Here is a 20,839-nt window from a genome sequence, read left to right as displayed (position 1 = left end):
CTTAGTTTTGTGGTTCTCTTATGGCGGAAAGTGTGAGAGATACGGAGTCGGCAAAGCGTAAAGCATGAGGTTTTTCGACTTCGACTTTTGCAAAAGTAACGCACTCTTGTTGCATGCAGAGGTCGAGTAATTCCGCTGTTAGTTTTTCAAGCAAAAGAAAACGATTATTTTCTGTGTGGGCTATTATCGCTTTACAAATAGTGCGGTAGTTTACCGCGTGTTCTATATTATCTGTATTGTAGGTGTGATTGGCAGGATATTGAATCCAAGCATTGATCACAACATCTTGCTTGTTGTTCTTTTCAGATTCGTTGGATCCAATATACGTTCGCAAACGTAGATTTTTAATGTGTATTTGAGCTTCTGGCATGATCATGTCAGTGGTTCCACTTAATTGGCTCATTTAATGAGAGGATATTGTGCTGTTTTCGGTCTTGTAAGGCAACTTAACAAGGTAATGAGGATGAATGCGTTACCAGTCTCTGTATTGGATTTTCTTAATTCTTAATACTTACTGTTTATTTACCTTTAAATAAGTGCAATTAAATGATTAAGAAGTGATCTTTTTTTGTTCGATATACCATCAGATAAGGATAAAGTTTCATTTTTAAGTAAAAGTTGGCGCTCAAAGACGGTGTCCTGCGCTAGTCAAGGCGATCAATGATCTTTATAATACTTCGGTTTTTTGGTGAAGTGAGTTTGTGCTTTACAATTAACTTTACGTTAGTTGTTTGCTTATGCATGTTTTCCCGGAGGGGGGTGTAAGCGCTGCACATTACGCTTTTTGTGTTCAATTTATTGTTGGGCAGAACATATGTTTAAAATTACAAAAGGCCTAGATCTACCGATATCCGGTGCTCCCAATCAAGTGATTGAGAGTGCGGTCGCTGCAACAGCAGTCGCTGTTATCGGTCCTGACTACCATGGTATGAAACCTACTATGCTGGTACAGGAAGGAGATAAGGTCAAAAAAGGGCAAGTTATCTTTACAGATAAAAAGACGGCAGGTGTTAAATACACCGCGCCTGCTTCTGGAACGGTAGCTGCCATTAACCGTGGCGAACGTCGCGTTTTTCAATCGATTGTGATTAATGTTGAAGGCGATGAATCTGAAACGTTTGCTGCTTATTCTAGCTCTGAATTAAAATCATTGGAGCGCGAAAAAGTAGTTGAGAACCTAGTCGAATCAGGTATGTGGACTGCATTTCGTACGCGTCCTTTCTCTAAGGTTCCTGAAGTTGCTTCAGTGCCAAACTCTATTTTTGTTACCGCTATTGATACTAGTCCATTAGCAGCCTCCCCTGAAGCGGTTCTTGCGGATCAAGCAGAAGCATTTGCTGATGGTCTGACAGTGTTAACACGTTTGACTGAAGGCAAGGTGTTTCTTTGTAAAGCTCCAGGTGCAAAAATTCCAACAACTGCTGATGTGACTGTTGAGGAGTTTGCTGGTGTTCACCCAGCAGGTCTTGCTGGTACACACATTCATTTTCTTGATCCAGTAAGCGATAAGAAAACAGTTTGGTCGATCAATTATCAAGACGTTGTTGCCGTTGGCAAATTGTTTGTGTCTGGTGAATTAAGCTCTGAGCGTATTGTTGCTCTCGCTGGCCCTCAAGTTAAAAAGCCTCGCTTAGTTCGCACTCAAGTTGGTGCAAGCTTAGAAGGTTTAGTTGTGAACGAGTTGTTAGACGGTGACAATCGTGTGATTTCTGGTTCTGTACTTTCTGGTCGTAATGCGTTTGGCCCTTTTGCTTTCCTAGGTCGTTATCACACTCAAGTGTCTGTATTGCTTGAAGGTCGTGAGCGTCAAATGATGCATTACCTACGTGCGGGTGTGGAGAAGCATTCTATTATGAATGTTTTCTTATCTAAGCTTACAGGTAAAAAAGCGTTTGATATGTCAACAACGACAAATGGCAGTGATCGTACCATGTTGCCACTTGGTAACTTTGAGCGTCTGATGCCGTTAGATATCTTACCAACTCAGTTACTGCGTGCGTTGGTTGTAAATGATACTGAGCAAGCACAGAAACTTGGTGCGCTTGAACTAGATGATGAAGATTTGGCTTTGTGTACTTACAGTTGTTCAGGTAAGTTCGAATACGGCCCGATCCTTCGGGATTGTCTAACTCTAATAGAGAAAGAGGGTTAATTCATGGGTCTTAGAAAAGTACTCGATAAAATAGAACCTGAGTTTCACAAAGGTGGAAAATACGAAAACTGGTACGCGCTTTTTGAAGCAGTAGATACTATTTTTTACCGTCCAAGTTCTGTTACTAAAAATGGTTCTCACGTTCGTGATGCTGTTGATATGAAACGCATCATGATTTTGGTTTGGATGTGTACATTCCCTGCTATGTTTTTTGGTATGTACAATATTGGTTTTCAAGCGAACAGTGCTATTGATGCAATGGGTGTTTCTGCGCCTGATTCTTGGCGTCACGCTATTATTGGAAGTTTAACCAACTACGATGTGTCTAGCCTCTGGGATAATATGGTTTATGGTGCAATGTACTTTTTGCCTGTATACCTTGTTACTTTTGCTGTTGGTGGCTTCTGGGAAGTTTTATTTGCTTCTGTTCGTAAGCATGAGGTGAATGAAGGTTTCTTTGTTACCTCTATTCTGTTCTCGCTTTCATTGCCTGCAACTGTCCCTTTATGGCAAGTCGCTTTAGGTATCACTTTTGGTGTTGTCTTAGCGAAAGAGGTGTTTGGTGGTACAGGTAAAAATTTCCTTAATCCAGCACTTGCAGGCCGTGCTTTCTTGTTCTTCGCTTACCCAGCGTCTATGTCTGGCGATGCGGTTTGGACTGCAATCGACGGCTTCTCTGGTGCAACAGCATTAAGCCAATTGGCTGCTGATGGTGTTGCTGGTTTAACCGTTGCTTGGCAAGATGCCTTCTTTGGTTTTATTCAAGGATCCATGGGTGAAACATCGACTCTTGCAATCTTGATCGGTGGTGGTGCTCTGTTAGTAATGCGTATTGCCGCTTGGCGTATCGTTGCTGGTGTGTTCTTGGGTATGGTTGTTACCTCTTCATTATTCAATATGATTGGTTCCGAAACGAATCCTATGTTCTCTACGCCTTGGTACTGGCACCTTGTTTTAGGTGGCTTTGCATTCGGTATGATGTACATGGCAACGGATCCAGTTTCAGCTTCTATGACAAGCCGTGGCAAATGGTTCTATGGAGCTTTGATTGGTGTCATGGTTGTTCTGATTCGCGTAGTAAACCCAGCGTATCCAGAAGGTATGATGTTGGCGATTTTGTTTGCGAACTTATTTGCGCCCTTCATAGATCACTTTATTGTTCAGGCGAACATTAAACGGAGGATTGCACGCAATGGCTAGCAATAACGATAGTATTCAAAAAACCATTACGGTCGCTTTGGCTCTATGTCTAGTATGTTCTATATTTGTTGCAGCAGCAGCGGTAGGTTTAAAGCCAATACAGAGCGCGAACAAAGACTTAGACCGTAAGCGTAATATCTTGTCTGCGGCAAATATGTTGGATGCTTCAACGTCTGTTGATGAAGTGTTCGAGAGAATTGAAACGCGCCTTGTAAACCTTGAAACAGGTGTTTTTGCAACTCAAGCAGAGCTTGATGCTGCAGGTGTTTCTCCAGATACTTATGATCAGCAAGCTGCAGCTAAAGATCCAGCCTTGTCTGTTGCTCTCGCTGGTGCAGATGATCCTGCAAGTATTAAGCGTCGTGCTAAGTTTGCTTCTGTTTATTTGGTGAAATCTGATGCTGACATTGACCGTGTAATCCTACCTGTTCATGGTTACGGGTTGTGGTCAACTATGTACGGTTTTATCGCACTAGAAAATGACTTTGATACTGTTATCGGTTTTGGCTTCTATGACCAAGGTGAAACGCCTGGGTTAGGTGGTGAAGTTGATAACCCTAACTGGAAAGCTTTGTGGGAAGGTAAAAAAGTTTATAATGACCAAGGTGAAGCTGTTATTCAGCTTGCTAAAGGTGGTGTAGACAGTGCTGATCCACAAGCAATTCATAAAGTAGACGGGTTGTCTGGCGCCACATTAACAAGTCGTGGTGTTACAAACCTTGTTCAATACTGGTTAGGCGAAGAAGGCTTTGGCCCTTTCTTGTCAGTGCTACGTAGCGAAGGAGTTCAATAATGTCTAATGTGAAAGAAGTCCTTTTTGGGCCAATTCTTGCGAACAACCCAATTGCTTTGCAAATTTTGGGTATTTGTTCTGCTTTGGCGGTAACGAGTAGTTTAAGTGTTAGTTTGGTAATGGCGATTGCCCTTACCTTGGTAACGGCTTTTTCTAGTTTCTTCATTGCTATTATTCGTAATCATATTCCAAACAGTATTCGTATCATTGTTCAAATGATCATTATTGCTTCTTTGGTAATTGTGGTTGATCAGGTATTGAAGGCTTTTGCTTTTGAAATCAGTAAGCAGCTTTCCGTTTTCGTGGGTTTGATTATCACCAACTGTATCGTAATGGGGCGTGCTGAAGCCTTCGCTATGAAAAACGGTCCAGTGATGAGTTTCCTTGACGGTATCGGTAATGGCTTGGGTTATAGCGCAATGTTGATCATCGTGGCTATTTTTCGTGAGTTGTTGGGTGCAGGTAAGCTGTTTGGAGTTGAAATCTTTACGACTATTCAGAATGGTGGTTGGTATCAGCCTAATGGCCTAATGTTGTTGCCACCAAGTGCTTTCTTCGTTATTGGTTTGGTTATTTGGGCGTTACGTGCCTACAAAACTGAGCAAGTTGAAGAGCCAGAATATAAGATTGCTGCCAACTCACGTGCTCAGGAGGCGCTATAAATGGAACATTATATAAGTCTATTTATTAAGGCTGTTTTCGTAGAGAACATGGCTTTGGCCTTTTTTCTAGGTATGTGTACTTTTTTGGCGTTGTCTAAGAAAGTAGAAACAGCAATTGGTTTGGGTATTGCCGTTGTAGTTGTTTTGGCGATCACAGTTCCTTTGAACAACTTGTTGTATCAGAACCTTTTGGTAGATGGTGCACTTGATTGGGCAGGCTTGCCGGGTGTTGATCTTAGCTTCCTAGGTTTGTTGAGCTACATTGGTGTTATTGCTGCAGTAGTTCAGATTTTAGAAATGACATTAGATAAATATATGCCTGCGTTGTACAACGCATTGGGCGTGTTTTTGCCTCTTATCACTGTAAACTGCGCAATCATGGGTGCTTCGTTGTTCATGGTAGAGCGTGATTACAACTTCAGTGAAAGTCTTGTGTACGGTGTAGGTGCTGGTGTTGGTTGGGCGCTTGCTATTGCAGCGCTTGCTGGTATTCGGGAGAAACTTAAGTATTCAGATGTTCCTGCAGGTTTACGTGGTCTTGGTATTACGTTCATTACTGTTGGTCTAATGAGTTTAGGTTTCATGTCATTTTCTGGTGTGCAGCTTTAACTTGCTGCACAGTGGGACAACCAAGAATAAGGTTTAACTAACATGGTCAACTTAGAGATTATTCTAGGTGTGGTGATGTTCACAGCTATCGTACTTGCGCTAGTGGCAATTATCCTTGCTGCTCGTGCTCGTTTGGTAAGTACTGGTGACGTTACAATTCGCATCAATGGTGAAAAAGAAGTTACTGCTCCAGCGGGCGGTAAATTACTTCAAACTTTGGCAAACAGTGGGATTTTTCTATCATCTGCTTGCGGCGGGGGTGGTACTTGTGCCCAATGTAAATGTAAAGTGACAAGTGGTGGAGGCTCTATGCTATCGACAGAGCAGTCTCACTTTACTCGCCGAGATGAAAAAGAAGGTTACCGTCTATCCTGTCAGGTTGCTGTTAAGCAAGATATGGATGTAGAGGTTCCTGAAGAAGTATTCGGTGTTAAAGCGTGGGAATGTACGGTTGAGTCAAACCCGAACGTAGCTACTTTTATTAAAGAGTTAACGTTGAAGCTTCCTGAAGGTGAGAACGTAGACTTCCGTGCAGGTGGTTATGTTCAGCTTGAAGCGCCAGCTCATACAGTGCATTACAAAGACTTTGATATTGAAGAAGAGTACAGAGGTGATTGGGATAAATTCAACCTATGGAAGTTTACTTCTAAAGTTGATGAAACTGTTATCCGTGCTTATTCAATGGCAAACTACCCTGAAGAAAAAGGTCTTGTGAAGTTTAATATTCGTATTGCTTCGCCACCACCTGGTAAAGATGATTTACCTCCAGGTCAGATGTCTTCTTACGTCTTCAGCTTGAAACCAGGCGACAAGATCAAAGTGTACGGTCCATTTGGTGAGTTCTTCGCTAAAGACACTGAAGCAGAAATGGTTTTTGTTGGCGGTGGTGCGGGTATGGCGCCAATGCGCTCGCACATTTTTGACCAACTTAAACGTCTTAACTCTAAGCGTAAGATGTCTTTCTGGTACGGTGCTCGTAGTATGCGTGAAGCATTCTATATGGAAGAGTATGACAAGCTACAAGAAGAGAATGATAACTTTGAGTGGCATTTAGCTTTATCTGACCCACAACCTGAAGATAATTGGGAAGGTAAGACGGGCTTTATTCATAATGTTCTATATGAGAATTACTTGAAAGATCACCCAGCACCAGAAGATTGTGAGTTCTACATGTGTGGACCTCCAATGATGAACGCTTCGGTGATTCAAATGCTAGAGGATCTAGGTGTAGAAAAAGAAAACATCTTGCTTGATGATTTCGGCGGCTAGTATCTAAATAAAGACCCACCAATTGGTGGGTCTTTATTTTGTTGATGATTGAAAAAGATTTTATATGCGCAAAAAAATACTGTTCCCAGCTTTTTTTCTTATAGCAGCAGCTATCGTTTATCGCCTTTCCTCCTTTTCTCCTGAATTGGTAAGCTTCTCTGGCCCTACAATGGGTACAACATACACAGTTAAGTTCTATACTACAGAGCAAGTGAGTAATCCTTGGGATTTGAAAGAGGATGTTGATGATGTTTTGATTAAGGTTAATAAGTTGATGTCGACTTATGATCCGACATCAGAGCTTTCTGAATTTAACAAGCTTCCTGCTGGCCAATCTGCAGACATTAGCAAGGATATGGCATACGTTGTTGATAGAGCTTTGTTGATAAGTGAAATGACATCGGGCGAGTATGATGTGACTGTTGGTCCTTTAGTTAATCTTTGGGGTTTTGGCCCAGGTAAACGAGAAGATAAAGTGCCAAGCCAAGCTTCAATAGATGAAGCGAAAGAGCGTGTTGGATATGAATACTTAACACTTAGCGACCAGCGCTTAGCAAAAGAAAAAGATATTTATGTTGATTTGTCTTCTATCGCAAAAGGTTATGGTGTTGATGAAGTTGCAAGAGTGCTGCGTAATAAAGGTATAGAAAGCTACTTGGTTGAAGTTGGCGGAGAAATTTCATCTCAAGGTGTGAAGCCTGACGGTTCCCCTTGGAAAATAGCGATTGAGAGCCCTGCAGGTGGTCATTCAATGGCTGAACGTATTTTATCGCTTGATGATGTGGCGGTTGCCACATCGGGTGATTACAGAAACTATTTTGAGAAAAACGGTGTGCGTTATTCTCATACGATCAACCCTGTGACGGGAAAACCAATAACACATCGTTTGGTTTCTGTTACTGTAATTGATAAAACGACAACGATGGCTGATGGTCTGGCAACGGCGATTACTGTACTTGGTCCAGAAAGAGGTTTGGCGTTTGCTCAGGATAATGGTATTTCTGCCTACCTATTGGTAAAGACAGATTTTGGTTTTGAAGAGCTTTATTCGGATGCGTTTAAGTCTTATTTGAAATAAAGTAAATTTAGATTTTAGGAGAGATTTTATGTTAACAATTGTTTTGGCATTTTCTCTAATGCTTTTATTGGTTGCAGCTATGGCTGTTGGTGTTTTGATGGGGCGTAAGCCTATCTCAGGATCGTGCGGTGGAATGAGCTCTTTAGGTATGGAAGTCGCTTGCGATATTTGTGGTGGCGATAAAGGTAAATGCGAGAAAGAAACGAAAAAAGGCATTGCTGAACAAACTTCAGATGATACGTTTTACGATGCATCGAAATAATTTAACGGGAAGAGAATATTATGACAACAAGGCATTATGATGTTGTGGTTTTAGGTACGGGTCCTGCGGGTGAAGGTGCTGCTATGAGTGCGGCTAAAGCGGGTAAGAAAGTTGCTGTTATTGAGGCAAGCTCGCAAGTTGGCGGGAGCTGTACGCATTTGGGGACCATTCCGTCGAAAGCTTTGCGTCATGCTGTAAAAGAAATCATTGTCTTCAATACGAATCCAATGTTCCGTGATATTGGTGAGCCTCGTTGGTTTTCTTTTCCTAAAGTGTTGGATCGAGCAAATAAAGTGATCGATAAGCAAGTTTTAGGTCGCACAGAATATTATGCTCGTAACCGTATTGATATTTACTTTGGTCGAGGCAAGTTTAAAGATGCCAATACGGTAGAAGTGAATACTTACGAGAAGGGCCCTGAACTTCTTGTTGCTGAGAAAGTTGTTATTGCTACTGGCTCTCGTCCATATAAACCGACCAATATTGATTTCTCCCACCCTCGTGTTTACTGCTCGGATACTATCTTGAGTTTGAATCATACTCCTCGTTCCTTGATCATTTATGGTGCGGGTGTAATTGGATCTGAATACGCTTCAATCTTTTGTGGGTTGGGTGTTCGTGTAGAACTTATAAACCCTGCTAAGAAACTGTTGAGTTTCTTGGATGATGAGATTACAGATGCATTAAGTTACCACCTTCGCGATAGTGGTGTTCTGATCCGTCATAATGAAACTTATGAGTCAGTTGAAGCTACAGATCGCGGTGTTGTTATGCATATGGCTTCAGGTAAAAAACTACGAGCTGATGCTTTACTATTTTGTAATGGCCGATCCGGAAATACAGATAATTTAGGGCTAGAATCAATCGGTTTGGAAGTAAATAGCCGTGGTCAGCTTGCCGTGAACGATAATTATCAAACTCAAGTTGAAAATGTCTATGCCGCTGGTGATGTCATTGGTTGGCCTAGTTTGGCAAGTGCTGCTTATGACCAGGGGCGATCTGTTGCTGCGAATATGTTTGGCTTGGAAGGTGGTGAATTTATTAGTGAAGTACCTACTGGTATTTACACTATTCCTGAGATTAGTTCCATTGGTAAAACGGAAGCAGAGCTAACTGCCGAAAAAGTGCCTTATGAAGTAGGGCGTGCATTCTTTAAGAACACAGCGCGCGCTCAGATTACAGGGGAAGCAGTTGGGATGCTGAAAATCCTTTTTCACCGTGAGTCTTTAGAGTTGCTAGGTATTCACTGTTTTGGTGACCAAGCTTCTGAGATCGTTCACATCGGCCAAGCTATTATGAAACAGCCGGGTGGGCAGAATACTTTGAAGTATTTCTTGAATACAACATTTAATTATCCAACAATGGCTGAAGCATATCGTGTTGCTGCACTAAATGGTTTCAACCGAGTTTTCTAATTAAGCTTTGTAAAAACAAAAAACGCCTGACTTGCGAAAGTAAGGCGTTTTTTTATGGCTATTAATTTAGAAATAAAAGGATAGATTAGCTGTCTTTTATAGCATAGATACCTTTAAGGTTTCTAAAAAATCCTTTGTAATCCATGCCGTAACCAAACAAGAAGCGGTCAGCTACATCTGTGCCGATATAATCGGGAGTCATGTTTGTTTTTCTGTCGTGTAATTTATTGATGACGGTAGCGGTATAAACACTATTGGCTTCTTGTTGTTCTAGCCATTTTTGGATGGCTTGCAATGTATGACCTTGGTCAAAAATATCGTCAATAACAAGGATGATTCTGTCTTTTAAACTGGTTTGTGGGTAGCTCAACCAGTTTAAGGTTGCACCTTCTGTATCCATTCCATAGCGAGTTGCATGAATGTAGTCTAGTTCAAGTGGGAAATTGAGTCTTTCTATTAAAGCCGCTGTTGGGACTAATCCGCCATTCATAACGCACAGAACAAGAGGTAGCTTATCAGAAAGGTCTGTGGTGATTTGAGCCGCCATTTTATCTAGCGCTGTGTTTAGTTCTACTTCATCAACTAAGCAATCTGCTTCATCTAGTATTTTGTTTAAGTCGGTAATAGTGTTGGTCATGATGAGCCTATTATAGAAAATTTTCGCGATTTTACATTAATCCTGACCTGATGCTAAGTCTTTATGCTGTGTAATGTGGCGCAAAGACAAATAGAGGCCAGTACAATCAGCCAAGAGCTTTGTAACCAGATGAGGAAAATAGGAATGGCGGCAAAGGCGCCATAAACCACTTGGTAATTTGTGAAAAACTGTGCGAATGAGCCGAATATAGTGTTCAAGATATATAAGCCTATGCTTCCAACTAGTGCGGATACCGCAGCCCACTTAATTGAAACATCTGCATTTGGTGTTAGGAAGTTTAATGTTAGTAGCATTAGAAAATACAGGATGATACTACCTGCTTCTAGCAGGCTACTAAGCCAGGCATTCTCATCGACATTTCTTATTTGGATTGAAATAAGAGTTCCATAAAGGCTCAGGGATGTTGCGAAGATAATAGGCCCCAAGGTTAGGATTGCCCAATAAGTTAGCAGCCGTTCTCTTAGTTTTCTGGCTTTCTCAATTTGCCAGATAGATTGGACGCTGCTTTCAAAGCTGTTTAGTAACAGTAAAGCCGTTAAGAAAAGGGCGACAAGGCCGGCGATTGGTAGGTTCTTGGTTTGGGAGGCAAACTTCATTAAATGAGGGAGTACTATATCACTAGAGCCAGGCGCTAGATGTTGTTCAAGCAATTGAAAAAGCTGTGTCTGCATGGCCTCTAAAGCAGGAGTAAAACTTAGTATTCCAAGAATGATTGTGATAATTGGAACTGCAGCAAGTAAGCTTGATAGTGTAAGTTGAGCTGCCTTTTGAGGGAGTTGACTGCGCTTAAATCGGTTTGCTGTTAGTAATGCGTATTGTTTGAGTGTTAATAGTGAATGAGATGTGTGATCTTGCATGATTTATATCGCTTTGAGAGTGATGCTATCAAGATAACACAGCTTACAAATAGATTATAAACACTTCTCTATAATCAAATTGCACAAATAGAGTGCAAGGTGCATTTATTTGGCGCACTCGGCTTGTTTTTGTTTGAATAGGCTTGTATTATTTATCTTGTTCCTTTTGTGATATTTGTGCTGAAGAGGTAGCTTCTAAAGCTATTCTCGGTTCCTTAGTTGCAAATAGTCATTTTAGCCCAGTTTACTGGGCTTTTTTATGTCTATCTGTTGACGATTGCTATTCCATCCCTATAATAGCCCACCAAATGAAATGTAATGACATTAGTTCCGTTAGCTCAGCTGGATAGAGCAACCGCCTTCTAAGCGGTAGGTCACTGGTTCGAATCCAGTACGGAGCACCATTTCAGTCGATTACTTTAATTAAGTTTTTATTTAGGTTTTGTTGGTTGCAATTAAATCTATGTCTTATTGATTGATAGATGACCAACAAATTAAAGCAAGTTCCCGTGAGGAAGTTTTATGCAAGTTTCTGTAGAGACAACGTCTCCAATTGAGCGCGTTTTAACAATTAGTGTTCCTGCTGCTCGTATCGAAGAAAAAGTAAGTGCTGAAGTGGCTAAGACTGCGAAAACAGTTCGCATCGATGGTTTTCGTAAAGGTAAAGTTCCTGTTAGCCTGGTTAAAAAGCGCTACGGTCAAGGTATCCGTATGGATGCTGTTGAGCAGATTATGCGTGATGCTTATGTTGAAGCGATTCAAAAAGAGTCTATTCAACCAGCAGGTATGCCTTCTATTGAACCTAAAAACTTTGCTGAAGGCGCAGATCTTGAGTTTGTTGTTAAAGTAGAAGTTTACCCAGAAGTCACCTTAGCTGATAACTCGGCAATCAAAGTTGATCGTGTTGTTTCAGAAGTAACTGACGCTGATCTTGATGTGATGCTAGAAACTTTGCGTAAGCAAAATGCTGAATGGAATGCGGTTGAGCGTGAATCTGCTGACAGCGACCAAGTAACAATCGACTTTGTTGGTTACTTAGGTGATGAAGCGTTTGAAGGTGGTGCTGCTCAAGGTCATAAGCTTGTTCTTGGTTCTAACACTATGATTCCTGGTTTTGAATCTGGCATCGTTGGCGCTAAAGCAGGTGAAGAGCGTACGATCTCTGTGACTTTCCCAGAAGACTACCAAGCAGAAAACTTAAAAGGACAAGAAGCTAGCTTTAAGATCACAGTATCTGAAGTAGCTGAGCAAGTGCTTCCTGAATTGGATGAGGCATTCGTTGAAAAATTTGGTTTAGAAAACGCTACAATTGAGGGTTTGCGTGCAGAAGTGCGTAAAAACATGGAGCGTGAACTTAACCAAGCCGTTAAAGCTAAGCTGAAAAATGCTTTGTTTGATGGTTTGCTTTCTATCAATGAAGTAGAAGTTCCTTCTGGATTGGTTGATCAAGAAGTTGATGCTTTGCGTAAACAAGCTGCTAGCCAGTTTGGTGGTGAAGGCTTTGATGCTTCCCAATTACCTGCAGAATTGTTCCAAGAAGAAGCAACGAAACGTGCTAAACTTGGTCTTTTGATTTCTGAAGTAATCAAGCAAAACGAATTGAAAGTAGATGACGAACGTGTTCGTGCTTTCCTTGAGGATATGGCTCAAGCCTACCAAGAACCACAGCAAGTTGTTGAGTTTTACTTGAAGAATAAAGAGCAACTAGCGCAAGTGCAATCCGCTGTACTTGAAGAGCAAGTTGTTGATAAACTGTTAGAATCTGCTCAAGTTACAGAAGTAACTTTGGGTTATGAAGATGCTATCAAGCCAAATGCCCAAGCTGAAGAAGCTGGGGAAGAAGCATAAGCATTAGCTTATCTTTTTAATAAAGGCCGACATAGCTCATGTTATGTCGGCTTTTTTGCTTTTAAGGAATGCAATATGAATTTGACGAACCCAACTACAGGCCCTGTTGCAATTACAAGTAATGGCCTTGTTCCTATGGTTATTGAGCAAACAGCCCGAGGCGAGCGATCTTTTGATATTTATTCGCGTTTGTTGAAGGAGCGAGTGATTTTCTTGGTTGGTCAAGTCGAGGACCACATGGCTAATTTGGTTGTTGCTCAGCTTTTGTTTTTGGAGTCTGAGAACCCAGATAAAGACATTCATTTATACATTAACTCACCAGGTGGCTCTGTAACGGCGGGCATGTCTATTTATGACACAATGCAATTTATTAAACCTGATGTAAGCACTATGTGTATTGGTCAAGCAGCAAGTATGGGGGCTTTGTTACTGACTGCAGGTGCGGAAGGTAAGCGTTACTGCCTACCAAATTCACGTGTGATGATTCACCAACCTTTAGGTGGGTATCAAGGGCAAGCATCAGATATTGAGATACACACTCGTGAGATTCTAAGTATTAAACATAAGCTTAATGAAATTATTTCTTTCCATACCGGTAAAGATATAGAGCAAGTCGCTATTGATACTGACCGTGATAACTTTATGAATCCGGAAACGGCAAAAGAGTACGGCTTAATTGATGATATTTTACAGAAACGTACAGTTTAAAAAGGGTGGAATAAATGTCGGACGATAATTTTAGCCGTGGTGACCACTCGGATCGACTATTGTATTGCTCTTTTTGTGGAAAGAGTCAGGACGAAGTCAAAAAGCTTATTGCAGGCCCATCGGTTTATATCTGCAATGAGTGTGTGGATTTGTGTAACAACATCATCATTCAAGAATTGTCTCAAGCTTCAGTAGAAGGTGGAGAGACAGAAGATGAATTACCAACGCCAGCGAAACTAAGCGCGTCTTTAGATGATTATGTTATCGGTCAAGACAAGGCGAAAAAAGTATTGGCGGTGGCGGTTTATAATCACTATAAACGCTTGCGTCACCAAGGTAAGTCAGAGACTAACATTGAATTGGGTAAGAGTAATATCTTGCTGATAGGTCCAACAGGTAGTGGTAAGACTTTGCTAGCGCAAACGCTTGCTCGTGTTCTTGATGTGCCTTTCACTATTGCTGATGCAACAACCCTGACAGAAGCGGGTTATGTTGGTGAAGATGTTGAAAACATCATTCAGAAGTTATTACAGAGTTGCGACTACGATGTTGAGAAGGCGCAGCGTGGGATTGTTTACATAGATGAGATTGATAAAATTTCTAGAAAATCTGATAACCCATCTATTACACGTGATGTTTCCGGTGAAGGTGTGCAGCAAGCATTGCTTAAGCTGATCGAAGGAACCGTTGCTTCTGTTCCTCCTCAGGGTGGCCGTAAGCATCCTCAGCAAGAATTTTTGCAAGTTGATACTTCCAATATCCTGTTTATTTGTGGTGGTGCGTTTGCAGGTTTAGAGCGTGTGATCAGTGACCGAACAGAAAAAAGTAGTATTGGTTTCTCAGCTATGGTGAAGAGTAAAGAAGAAGGGAAATCTTTTTCAGAGGCGGTTCACCGTGTAGAAACAGAAGACTTGGTTAAGTTTGGTTTGATTCCTGAGTTTGTTGGTCGTTTACCAGTAGTTGCGACTTTATCTGAACTTGATGAAGAAGCTTTAATGACTATCTTGAGTCAACCAAAAAATGCGCTTGTTAAGCAATATCAGCATTTGTTTGAGCTTGAGGGTGTTGAATTAGAGTTTACCCCTGAATCTTTACGTGAAGCTGCAAAGTTAGCGCTAGAGCGTAAAACAGGTGCTCGTGGTTTGCGTAGTATTTTAGAATCTGCTTTGTTGGATTGCATGTATGAACTTCCAACACGAAATGATGTTTCTAAGGTGGTTATGGATGGATCATCTATTCGCGGCGAATCAGCGCCTTTGATGGTGGTCGAGAAAGAAGATTTAGCAAAAAACGCTTAGCCGCAATGGTCTGATCTTAAACGCATGACTAAAAACCGAAATGAATATTTAGCTTCATTTCGGTTTTTTTATACTCCTTTACCTTTAAAGTTTTTCTATAGGCTAAAATCAAATAGGTATTACTCTTGTAATTTAAGGCTTTGCCCTTATCTCTTTCCTAATCAATGTTGAAATATAAAGTGCGCTTTTGTTTATGCGCCCAGATTGGAAATTAATATGACGGATTCCTTACTCCTGCCAATGCTGCCACTTCGTGATGTGGTGGTTTATCCACATATGGTTTTGCCATTGTTTGTTGGCCGAGCTAAATCTATAGCAGCACTAGAGTCTGCGATGGAAAATGATAAGTATGTCTTTCTTGTTGCTCAACAGGATGCATCCAAAGACGATCCTACGTTAGACGATCTTTACTCTATTGGTACCACTGCAAAAGTAATGCAATTGTTGCGACTACCAGATGGCACTGTAAAGGTGTTGGTTGAAGGTGGTAATCGTGCTCGTCTTGAAAAAATGGAAGAGGCTGACGGCTTTGTTTTGGGTGGCGTCGTTGAGCTAGACCTAAAAGAAGAAGATCAAAGTGAGTATGGTGTTATCCGTAATGCATTATTAAAGCAATTGGATGAATATGTTGCTGGTAGTAAGCGTATCCCGGCAGAGGTTGTTGCTTCTTTAAAGTCCATTGATGATCTATCTAAGCTGATTGATAACATTACAGGCCATATGAGCTTGAAGCTTGAAGATAAGCAGAAAGTCTTGGAAATTGACTCCTTGGTCGGGCGTGGTGAGTATTTAATTGGCTTAATGGATGGTGAGTTGGATATTGCTCACCTTGAGAAAAGCATCCGTAGCCGTGTGAAGAAGCAAATGGAAAAAAGCCAGCGCGAGTACTATTTGAATGAGCAGATGAAAGCCATTCAAAAAGAGCTTGGTGATATGGAAGATGGTGGTAATGAGCTCGACTTGCTACAAGAAAAAATTCTTGAAGCTGGAATGACCGATGAGGCAAAAGATAAAGCGGAAGCTGAATTGAAAAAGCTTCGCATGATGTCTCCTATGTCTGCGGAAGCAACAGTTGTTCGTGGTTATATTGATTGGTTGATCTCTTTACCATGGAAGAAACGAAGCAAAGTTCGTAATGATTTAGCTTACGCAGAAAAAGTGTTGAATCAAGATCACTACGGCCTTCAAGATGTAAAAGAACGAATCCTTGAGTTTTTGGCTGTTCAGCAGCGAGTTAAAAAAGTAAAAGGCCCTGTTTTGTGTTTGGTTGGGCCTCCGGGTGTAGGTAAAACTTCATTGGGCCAATCAATTGCGAAAGCGGTAAACCGTCAATATGTACGTATGGCGCTTGGTGGTGTTCGAGATGAAGCGGAAATCCGAGGGCATCGTCGTACGTATATTGGTTCTATGCCAGGTAAATTAATACAGAAATTGGCCAAGGTGAAAGTTAAGAACCCACTTTTCCTATTGGACGAAATCGACAAAATGGGCATGGATCAGCGTGGGGATCCTGCTTCTGCATTATTAGAAGTACTTGATCCAGAGCAAAACCATACCTTTAATGATCATTATCTTGAGGTCGATTATGACCTATCTGATGTTATGTTTATTTGTACTTCTAACAGTATGAATATTCCTGGTCCTTTGCTTGATCGTATGGAAGTTATTCGTATTCCGGGTTACACAGAAGATGAAAAACTGAACATTGCTAAGCGTTATTTGTTACCAAAACAAGTTAAGTTGGCTGGTTTAAAAGAGAATGAAATTCAAGTCGCTGACGATGCTTTAATGGATGTTATCCGTTATTACACAAAAGAAGCAGGTGTTCGTGGATTAGAGCGAGAGTTGAGTAAAATTTGTCGCCGAGTGGTTAAAAAACAAGCTTTAAGCAAAGGCAAAGCGGCGAAAGCGGTTGAAGTAAGTGCCGCTAATTTAGAAAATTTCTCTGGTGTTCATAAATTTAGTTATGGAAAAGCGGAAGAAAAAAACCAAATTGGCCAGGTAACTGGTTTGGCTTGGACCTCTGTTGGTGGTGAATTATTGACCATTGAAGCGGCAGGTGTTGCAGGTAAAGGTCGCCATGTTAAAACAGGCTCCCTTGGTGATGTGATGCAAGAATCCATTCAAGCTGCTTTGACAGTTGTTCGAAGCCGTGCTGCTGGCTTGGGAATTGATGATGACTTTCATGAAAAAACCGACCTTCATTTGCATGTTCCAGAAGGGGCGACTCCAAAGGATGGTCCAAGTGCCGGTGTTGCCATGTGTACAGCAATTGTTTCTGTATTGGCAAAGGTCCCTGTTAAGGCGTCTGTGGCGATGACTGGTGAGATTACTCTGCGAGGAGAGGTGCTACCTATAGGTGGTTTAAAAGAGAAGCTTCTGGCGGCTCACAGGGGAGGGATTAAAACGGTGATAATTCCTAAAGAAAATGCTCGTGACTTGAAAGAAATTCCTGATAATATCAAAGCTGACATTGAGGTCGTTCCTGTAAAATGGATTGATGAGGTACTTGATATTGCCTTGGAGTATATTCCATCGCCAAAAAAGGTAGAAACCTTGCCTTCGAGTGAAAAAACTGTTGATGAACAAGAAACTGTCAGTCATCATTAAAGTCATATCCTGTGTTGACAGGAAGTAGGTCGGGCTTGTATAACTTCTCGCTCGGCCTTGTGAGTAGGCATTTATATTGCGCCGAAAATAATTCTAAGGAACCACGAAAATACTGAAGGGGTACAACGTGAACAAATCTGAATTGATTGATGCTATTGCGGCGTCTGCTGATTTATCTAAAGCTTCTGCAAGCAATGCGCTTGATGCTACTTTGAAAACAATTGAAGCAGCGTTAGCAAAAGGTGACCAGGTTACACTAGTTGGTTTTGGTACTTTTGCAGTTAAAGAACGTGCGGCGCGTACAGGTCGTAATCCTCAAACCGGTGAGGAAATCCAAATTAAAGCAGCGAAAGTACCTGGTTTCAAAGCCGGTAAAGGTCTTAAAGACGCTGTAAACTAATGTTTTTGGAGCAGTAGTTCAGTTGGTTAGAATACCTGCCTGTCACGCAGGGGGTCGCGGGTTCGAATCCCGTCTGTTCCGCCATTAGACACAAAAGGTGTATTCCGAGCGGAATACACCTTTTTTATTAGTTATTTAATTTATTCATTCGGAGGCAGTAATGCTCCAAGATATCAGAGATAAGTCGCAAGGCATTATGGTAAAGATCATTGTTGGCTTTATCGTTGTGACTTTTGCTCTATTTGGCGTAGACGCTTTAGTTACAAGTTTTAACTCTTCGGAAACGGTTGCCGAAGTTGATGGTGTTGAAATTACACGTACAGAATTGTTACAAAGTGCCGAAACTCAACGTCGTCAATTAATTTCCGTGATGGGTGGGCAGATTCGCCCTGAGTTATTAGAAGATAGTTTGCTGCAACGCCGTGCTTTGGATGAATTAATTCAACGTGCTGTATTAACAAATCAAGCAATGGCTCTTGGGCTAGGTGTATCAGATGCTCAAGTAGATTCCTATTTATTGCAAGCTGAACAGTTTCAAACAAATGGTCAATTTGATCAGAATAAATATCTTAGCTTCATTCAGTCTTTGAGCTTTACACCTTTGGCTTTTAAAGAACGCATTAAACAAGACGTTCTTATTCAGCAGCCACGAAATGCAATAGCCGGCTCAGAATTCGTTCTACCTTATCAAGTAGACAGTGTCTCTGCTTTACAGTCACAAGAGCGCTCATACGATTACGCTACGTATTCTCTAGCAGATGAATCAGAAGTGACGAATGTTAGCGATGACGAGCTACAAGCTTATTACGAAGAGAATAAAGAAAGTTTTAAAACACCAGAACAAGTAAAAGTAAATTACGTTGTTATTTCTAGTTTTGACTTCTATGAAAAAGTTCAAGTAACAGATGCAGAGTTGCAGAGTGCTTATGAAGCGTCTATTTCTGGTTTAGCGAAAGAAGAGCGATTCGCTTCTCATATCTTGATTGATACTTCAGAAAGAAGTGATGAAGAAGCAAAAGCTCGTCTTGATGAAGTGCAGGCCAAACTGGATTCTGGTGTAAATTTTGCAGATTTAGCTGCGGAATATTCTGATGATATTGGATCGAAAAATGATGGAGGTAATCTTGGCTACATTGAGAAAGGTTCTATTGATGAAGCATTTGATGATGCATTGTTTTCAATGGAAAAAGATGGAGTTAAATCTGCTAAGAGCCCATTTGGTTATCATTTAATTAAGTTAAACAATATCGTTGATGCTGATGTACCAAGCTTTGCTTCACAAGAAGCTGAACTTAAGCAGCAGTTGATCGAAATTAAAGCCAGAGACGCTTTGCTAAGCGCTCACGAAGATATTGCGGATTTGGCCTACGCAAGTGACAACCTGAATAATATAGCTAATGAATATGGCGTAGATGTGCTACAAAGTACGTATTTTGGTCGTGACGGCGGTGATGATGAAATTACCAGTAATGCTGTTGTGGTTGCTTCTGCTTTTGGTGTTTCTGTTTTGGAAGATAGCCAAAATAGTGATCTACTTGAATTAAGTGATGATCAAGTTGCTGTGATACATTTGAATGATCATAAGACTGAAGCATTCCAGACTTTTGAAGAGACTAAAGATCAGGTTGCTTCTATCGTCATTCAAAACAAGGCGCTAGAATCACTTCAAGCGAAAGCAGAAGCTGCGAAAGAAGCCTCTGATACGGAATGGACGTCTGTTGCTAATGCTAAGCGCGGTCAAGATGAAATTGCCTCATTAGCTTTCTCTCTGCCTCATCCAACCGTAGGCCCTGAGTTGCAGGTGAAAGGTCTTGTCAATGGTGATCTAGTCTTGATTCGGTTGAATGCCGTAACAGTCGGTACAGACTCAGTTGCAGGTGAGCAGAAACTTGCTTATGAGCAATATTTGAATCAAATTCAAGCGAGCTTGAGCACACAGGGTCAGCAAAATTATCTACAAAGTAAAGCGACGATAGAGCGTTAATTGGTCGCTATTGCTATAAAAAAGCCACTCTGTTGAGTGGCTTTTTTATGTGTTATTGCAAGTCTTTTCTTTATTTTTATTGTCTAAATATAAGCTGATAAGGTTAATCTTTCAGAGAGGTAAACCACTCAACGGCAGGAACAAAGAAGGCTTGGCTAGTCTTAATTCTAGTGTATTTCATTAAGTGATCCGTGTTGCCGTGTTCATCACCTTTCACCATGCTTTCTAGCATAAGGTTAAATGCTGTTGGTGTTTTTCCATAGCTCGCAAACATCAAGCCTTTTTCAGTTAATGAAGCGAATGGCATGCTGTGACGTAAAATCTCTATTGAGTCTCCATTGTCATCTTTAAGTGATGTGCGTTTGGTGTGTGCATGAACAGATTTCTCCGCAGAAGCGTATTCTTCATTATCATACTTAGTTCGACCATAGGTGTCTTCTTGTGTTTTGATGGGTTCTTTTTCCCATTTGTCTAGGTCGTGAACAAAGCACATTAAATTCAAGTAAGAACCGTTTTTGAAATCAGGGTCTTCCTCTCCAACAAGAGCCACTTTTTTACGGTTTTCGCCTTCAGGGTTTTCTGTTCCATCAACAAAGCCAGTTAGGTCTCGGTTATCTAAGTATTTAAAACAGCTGACTTCTTCAACGAGTTCAACGCTGGATCCAAACGCAGAAAAGATCTTATTTCCAAGCTCGTAGCTTGCATCGTGTCGTGACGAACGAATGTGCAATACTAAATCCACATCAGTCGGAACAACGTCTATTTCTTGACCCTTTATGTAAGGGAAGGGTGCCAACTCTTTTGGTTGCTTTTGATCGAACTCATTCCAAACTTGACTGCTTAATCCAACTGAAGCATACAGTTGCCCACCAGGGAACTGTTCTTGTATTTCGTTCACGATAGAAGGGACAGAAGCAAGGACTTGCTTAGCTTTGCTAATATCTGAGCGTTCAACGTTAAGAGTAATAAAAAGGGCGTCACTCGACGCTTCAGCAATAATGCCGGATTGGAATGAATTCATTCAGATAGTCCTTTT

General features: G+C 41.2%; 19 protein-coding genes and 2 tRNA genes. 17 read left to right on the top strand and 4 right to left on the bottom strand.

What is annotated here, in order from left to right; all coding sequences use genetic code 11:
* Nucleotide 1: 1 nt before the first annotated feature.
* A complete protein-coding gene (gene folX, locus ABFY09_RS00580; protein ID WP_347982548.1) occupies nucleotides 2-370 on the bottom strand; it encodes a dihydroneopterin triphosphate 2'-epimerase in 369 nt (122 codons plus the stop codon).
* A 444-nt stretch (nucleotides 371-814) separates the two neighbouring features.
* Between folX and ABFY09_RS00575 the strand changes: the two genes are divergently transcribed.
* The 9 genes from ABFY09_RS00575 to sthA all read left to right on the top strand — a co-directional run bounded on the left by ABFY09_RS00575 (nucleotide 815) and on the right by sthA (nucleotide 9,440).
* Nucleotides 815-2,152, top strand: a complete 1,338-nt coding sequence (locus ABFY09_RS00575; RefSeq protein WP_347982345.1) for a Na(+)-translocating NADH-quinone reductase subunit A — start codon at nucleotides 815-817, stop codon at nucleotides 2,150-2,152.
* Nucleotides 2,153-2,155: 3 nt separating this feature from the next.
* The gene (locus ABFY09_RS00570; protein ID WP_347982344.1) at nucleotides 2,156-3,352 is read left to right on the top strand and encodes an NADH:ubiquinone reductase (Na(+)-transporting) subunit B; all 1,197 of its coding nucleotides are present in this window, start codon (nucleotides 2,156-2,158) and stop codon (nucleotides 3,350-3,352) included.
* Nucleotides 3,345-4,145 (top strand): Na(+)-translocating NADH-quinone reductase subunit C, encoded by an 801-nt coding sequence (locus ABFY09_RS00565; protein ID WP_347982343.1) that lies wholly within the window; start codon nucleotides 3,345-3,347, stop codon nucleotides 4,143-4,145. The genes ABFY09_RS00570 and ABFY09_RS00565 overlap by 8 nt, the downstream gene beginning before the upstream one ends.
* Nucleotides 4,145-4,807, top strand: coding sequence for an NADH:ubiquinone reductase (Na(+)-transporting) subunit D (locus tag ABFY09_RS00560; RefSeq protein ID WP_347982342.1), 663 nt, complete (start codon nucleotides 4,145-4,147; stop codon nucleotides 4,805-4,807). Before ABFY09_RS00565 ends, ABFY09_RS00560 begins: the two co-directional genes overlap by 1 nt.
* Nucleotides 4,808-5,416, top strand: coding sequence for an NADH:ubiquinone reductase (Na(+)-transporting) subunit E (gene nqrE / locus ABFY09_RS00555; protein WP_191594952.1), 609 nt, complete (start codon nucleotides 4,808-4,810; stop codon nucleotides 5,414-5,416).
* 42 nt (nucleotides 5,417-5,458) lie between these two features.
* Complete coding sequence (gene nqrF / locus ABFY09_RS00550; RefSeq protein WP_347982341.1) at nucleotides 5,459-6,685, top strand: NADH:ubiquinone reductase (Na(+)-transporting) subunit F; 1,227 nt, start codon at nucleotides 5,459-5,461, stop codon at nucleotides 6,683-6,685.
* A gap of 64 nt (nucleotides 6,686-6,749) precedes the next feature.
* Nucleotides 6,750-7,763: an FAD:protein FMN transferase gene (locus ABFY09_RS00545; protein ID WP_347982340.1), complete on the top strand. Its 1,014-nt coding sequence runs from the start codon at nucleotides 6,750-6,752 to the stop codon at nucleotides 7,761-7,763.
* A gap of 28 nt (nucleotides 7,764-7,791) precedes the next feature.
* On the top strand, nucleotides 7,792-8,025 hold the full coding sequence (gene nqrM, locus ABFY09_RS00540) for a (Na+)-NQR maturation NqrM (protein WP_317004397.1): 234 nt from the start codon (nucleotides 7,792-7,794) through the stop codon (nucleotides 8,023-8,025).
* Between the two features lie 20 nt (nucleotides 8,026-8,045).
* A complete protein-coding gene (sthA, locus tag ABFY09_RS00535) occupies nucleotides 8,046-9,440 on the top strand; it encodes a Si-specific NAD(P)(+) transhydrogenase (RefSeq protein ID WP_347982339.1) in 1,395 nt (464 codons plus the stop codon).
* 85 nt (nucleotides 9,441-9,525) lie between these two features.
* Here the strand turns inward: sthA and ABFY09_RS00530 are convergent, their stop codons facing one another.
* Together ABFY09_RS00530 and ABFY09_RS00525 are read right to left on the bottom strand one after the other, a co-directional pair.
* A complete protein-coding gene (locus ABFY09_RS00530; protein WP_347982338.1) occupies nucleotides 9,526-10,077 on the bottom strand; it encodes a hypoxanthine-guanine phosphoribosyltransferase in 552 nt (183 codons plus the stop codon).
* A 53-nt stretch (nucleotides 10,078-10,130) separates the two neighbouring features.
* A complete protein-coding gene (locus tag ABFY09_RS00525; RefSeq protein ID WP_347982337.1) occupies nucleotides 10,131-10,955 on the bottom strand; it encodes a YihY family inner membrane protein in 825 nt (274 codons plus the stop codon).
* Between the two features lie 327 nt (nucleotides 10,956-11,282).
* Between ABFY09_RS00525 and ABFY09_RS00520 the strand changes: the two genes are divergently transcribed.
* The 8 genes from ABFY09_RS00520 to ABFY09_RS00485 all read left to right on the top strand — a co-directional run bounded on the left by ABFY09_RS00520 (nucleotide 11,283) and on the right by ABFY09_RS00485 (nucleotide 19,803).
* Nucleotides 11,283-11,359 (top strand) — tRNA-Arg (locus ABFY09_RS00520).
* A gap of 118 nt (nucleotides 11,360-11,477) precedes the next feature.
* Nucleotides 11,478-12,803, top strand: coding sequence for a trigger factor (gene tig, locus ABFY09_RS00515; RefSeq protein WP_347982336.1), 1,326 nt, complete (start codon nucleotides 11,478-11,480; stop codon nucleotides 12,801-12,803).
* A 75-nt stretch (nucleotides 12,804-12,878) separates the two neighbouring features.
* Nucleotides 12,879-13,511 (top strand): ATP-dependent Clp endopeptidase proteolytic subunit ClpP, encoded by a 633-nt coding sequence (clpP, locus tag ABFY09_RS00510; protein WP_347982335.1) that lies wholly within the window; start codon nucleotides 12,879-12,881, stop codon nucleotides 13,509-13,511.
* Between the two features lie 14 nt (nucleotides 13,512-13,525).
* Nucleotides 13,526-14,809 (top strand): ATP-dependent protease ATP-binding subunit ClpX, encoded by a 1,284-nt coding sequence (gene clpX / locus ABFY09_RS00505; RefSeq protein ID WP_347982334.1) that lies wholly within the window; start codon nucleotides 13,526-13,528, stop codon nucleotides 14,807-14,809.
* Nucleotides 14,810-15,025: 216 nt separating this feature from the next.
* A complete protein-coding gene (lon, locus tag ABFY09_RS00500; protein WP_347982333.1) occupies nucleotides 15,026-17,419 on the top strand; it encodes an endopeptidase La in 2,394 nt (797 codons plus the stop codon).
* Between the two features lie 127 nt (nucleotides 17,420-17,546).
* Nucleotides 17,547-17,819, top strand: coding sequence for an HU family DNA-binding protein (locus ABFY09_RS00495; RefSeq protein ID WP_036163501.1), 273 nt, complete (start codon nucleotides 17,547-17,549; stop codon nucleotides 17,817-17,819).
* A 7-nt stretch (nucleotides 17,820-17,826) separates the two neighbouring features.
* Nucleotides 17,827-17,903 (top strand) — tRNA-Asp (locus tag ABFY09_RS00490).
* A gap of 76 nt (nucleotides 17,904-17,979) precedes the next feature.
* On the top strand, nucleotides 17,980-19,803 hold the full coding sequence (locus ABFY09_RS00485) for a SurA N-terminal domain-containing protein (RefSeq protein ID WP_347982332.1): 1,824 nt from the start codon (nucleotides 17,980-17,982) through the stop codon (nucleotides 19,801-19,803).
* A gap of 103 nt (nucleotides 19,804-19,906) precedes the next feature.
* Here ABFY09_RS00485 and ABFY09_RS00480 read toward each other — a convergent pair whose 3' ends face one another.
* Nucleotides 19,907-20,824 carry a Dyp-type peroxidase gene (locus ABFY09_RS00480; protein ID WP_347982331.1) on the bottom strand — a complete coding sequence of 306 codons (918 nt, stop codon included), beginning with the start codon at nucleotides 20,822-20,824 and terminating at the stop codon, nucleotides 19,907-19,909.
* Nucleotides 20,825-20,839: the final 15 nt, after the last annotated feature.

Origin of the sequence: Marinomonas sp. 5E14-1 (genome assembly GCF_039939215.1) — a bacterium.
Taxonomy (GTDB): Bacteria; Pseudomonadota; Gammaproteobacteria; order Pseudomonadales; family Marinomonadaceae; genus Marinomonas.
This window is presented reverse-complemented; position numbering and strand designations above follow the sequence as displayed.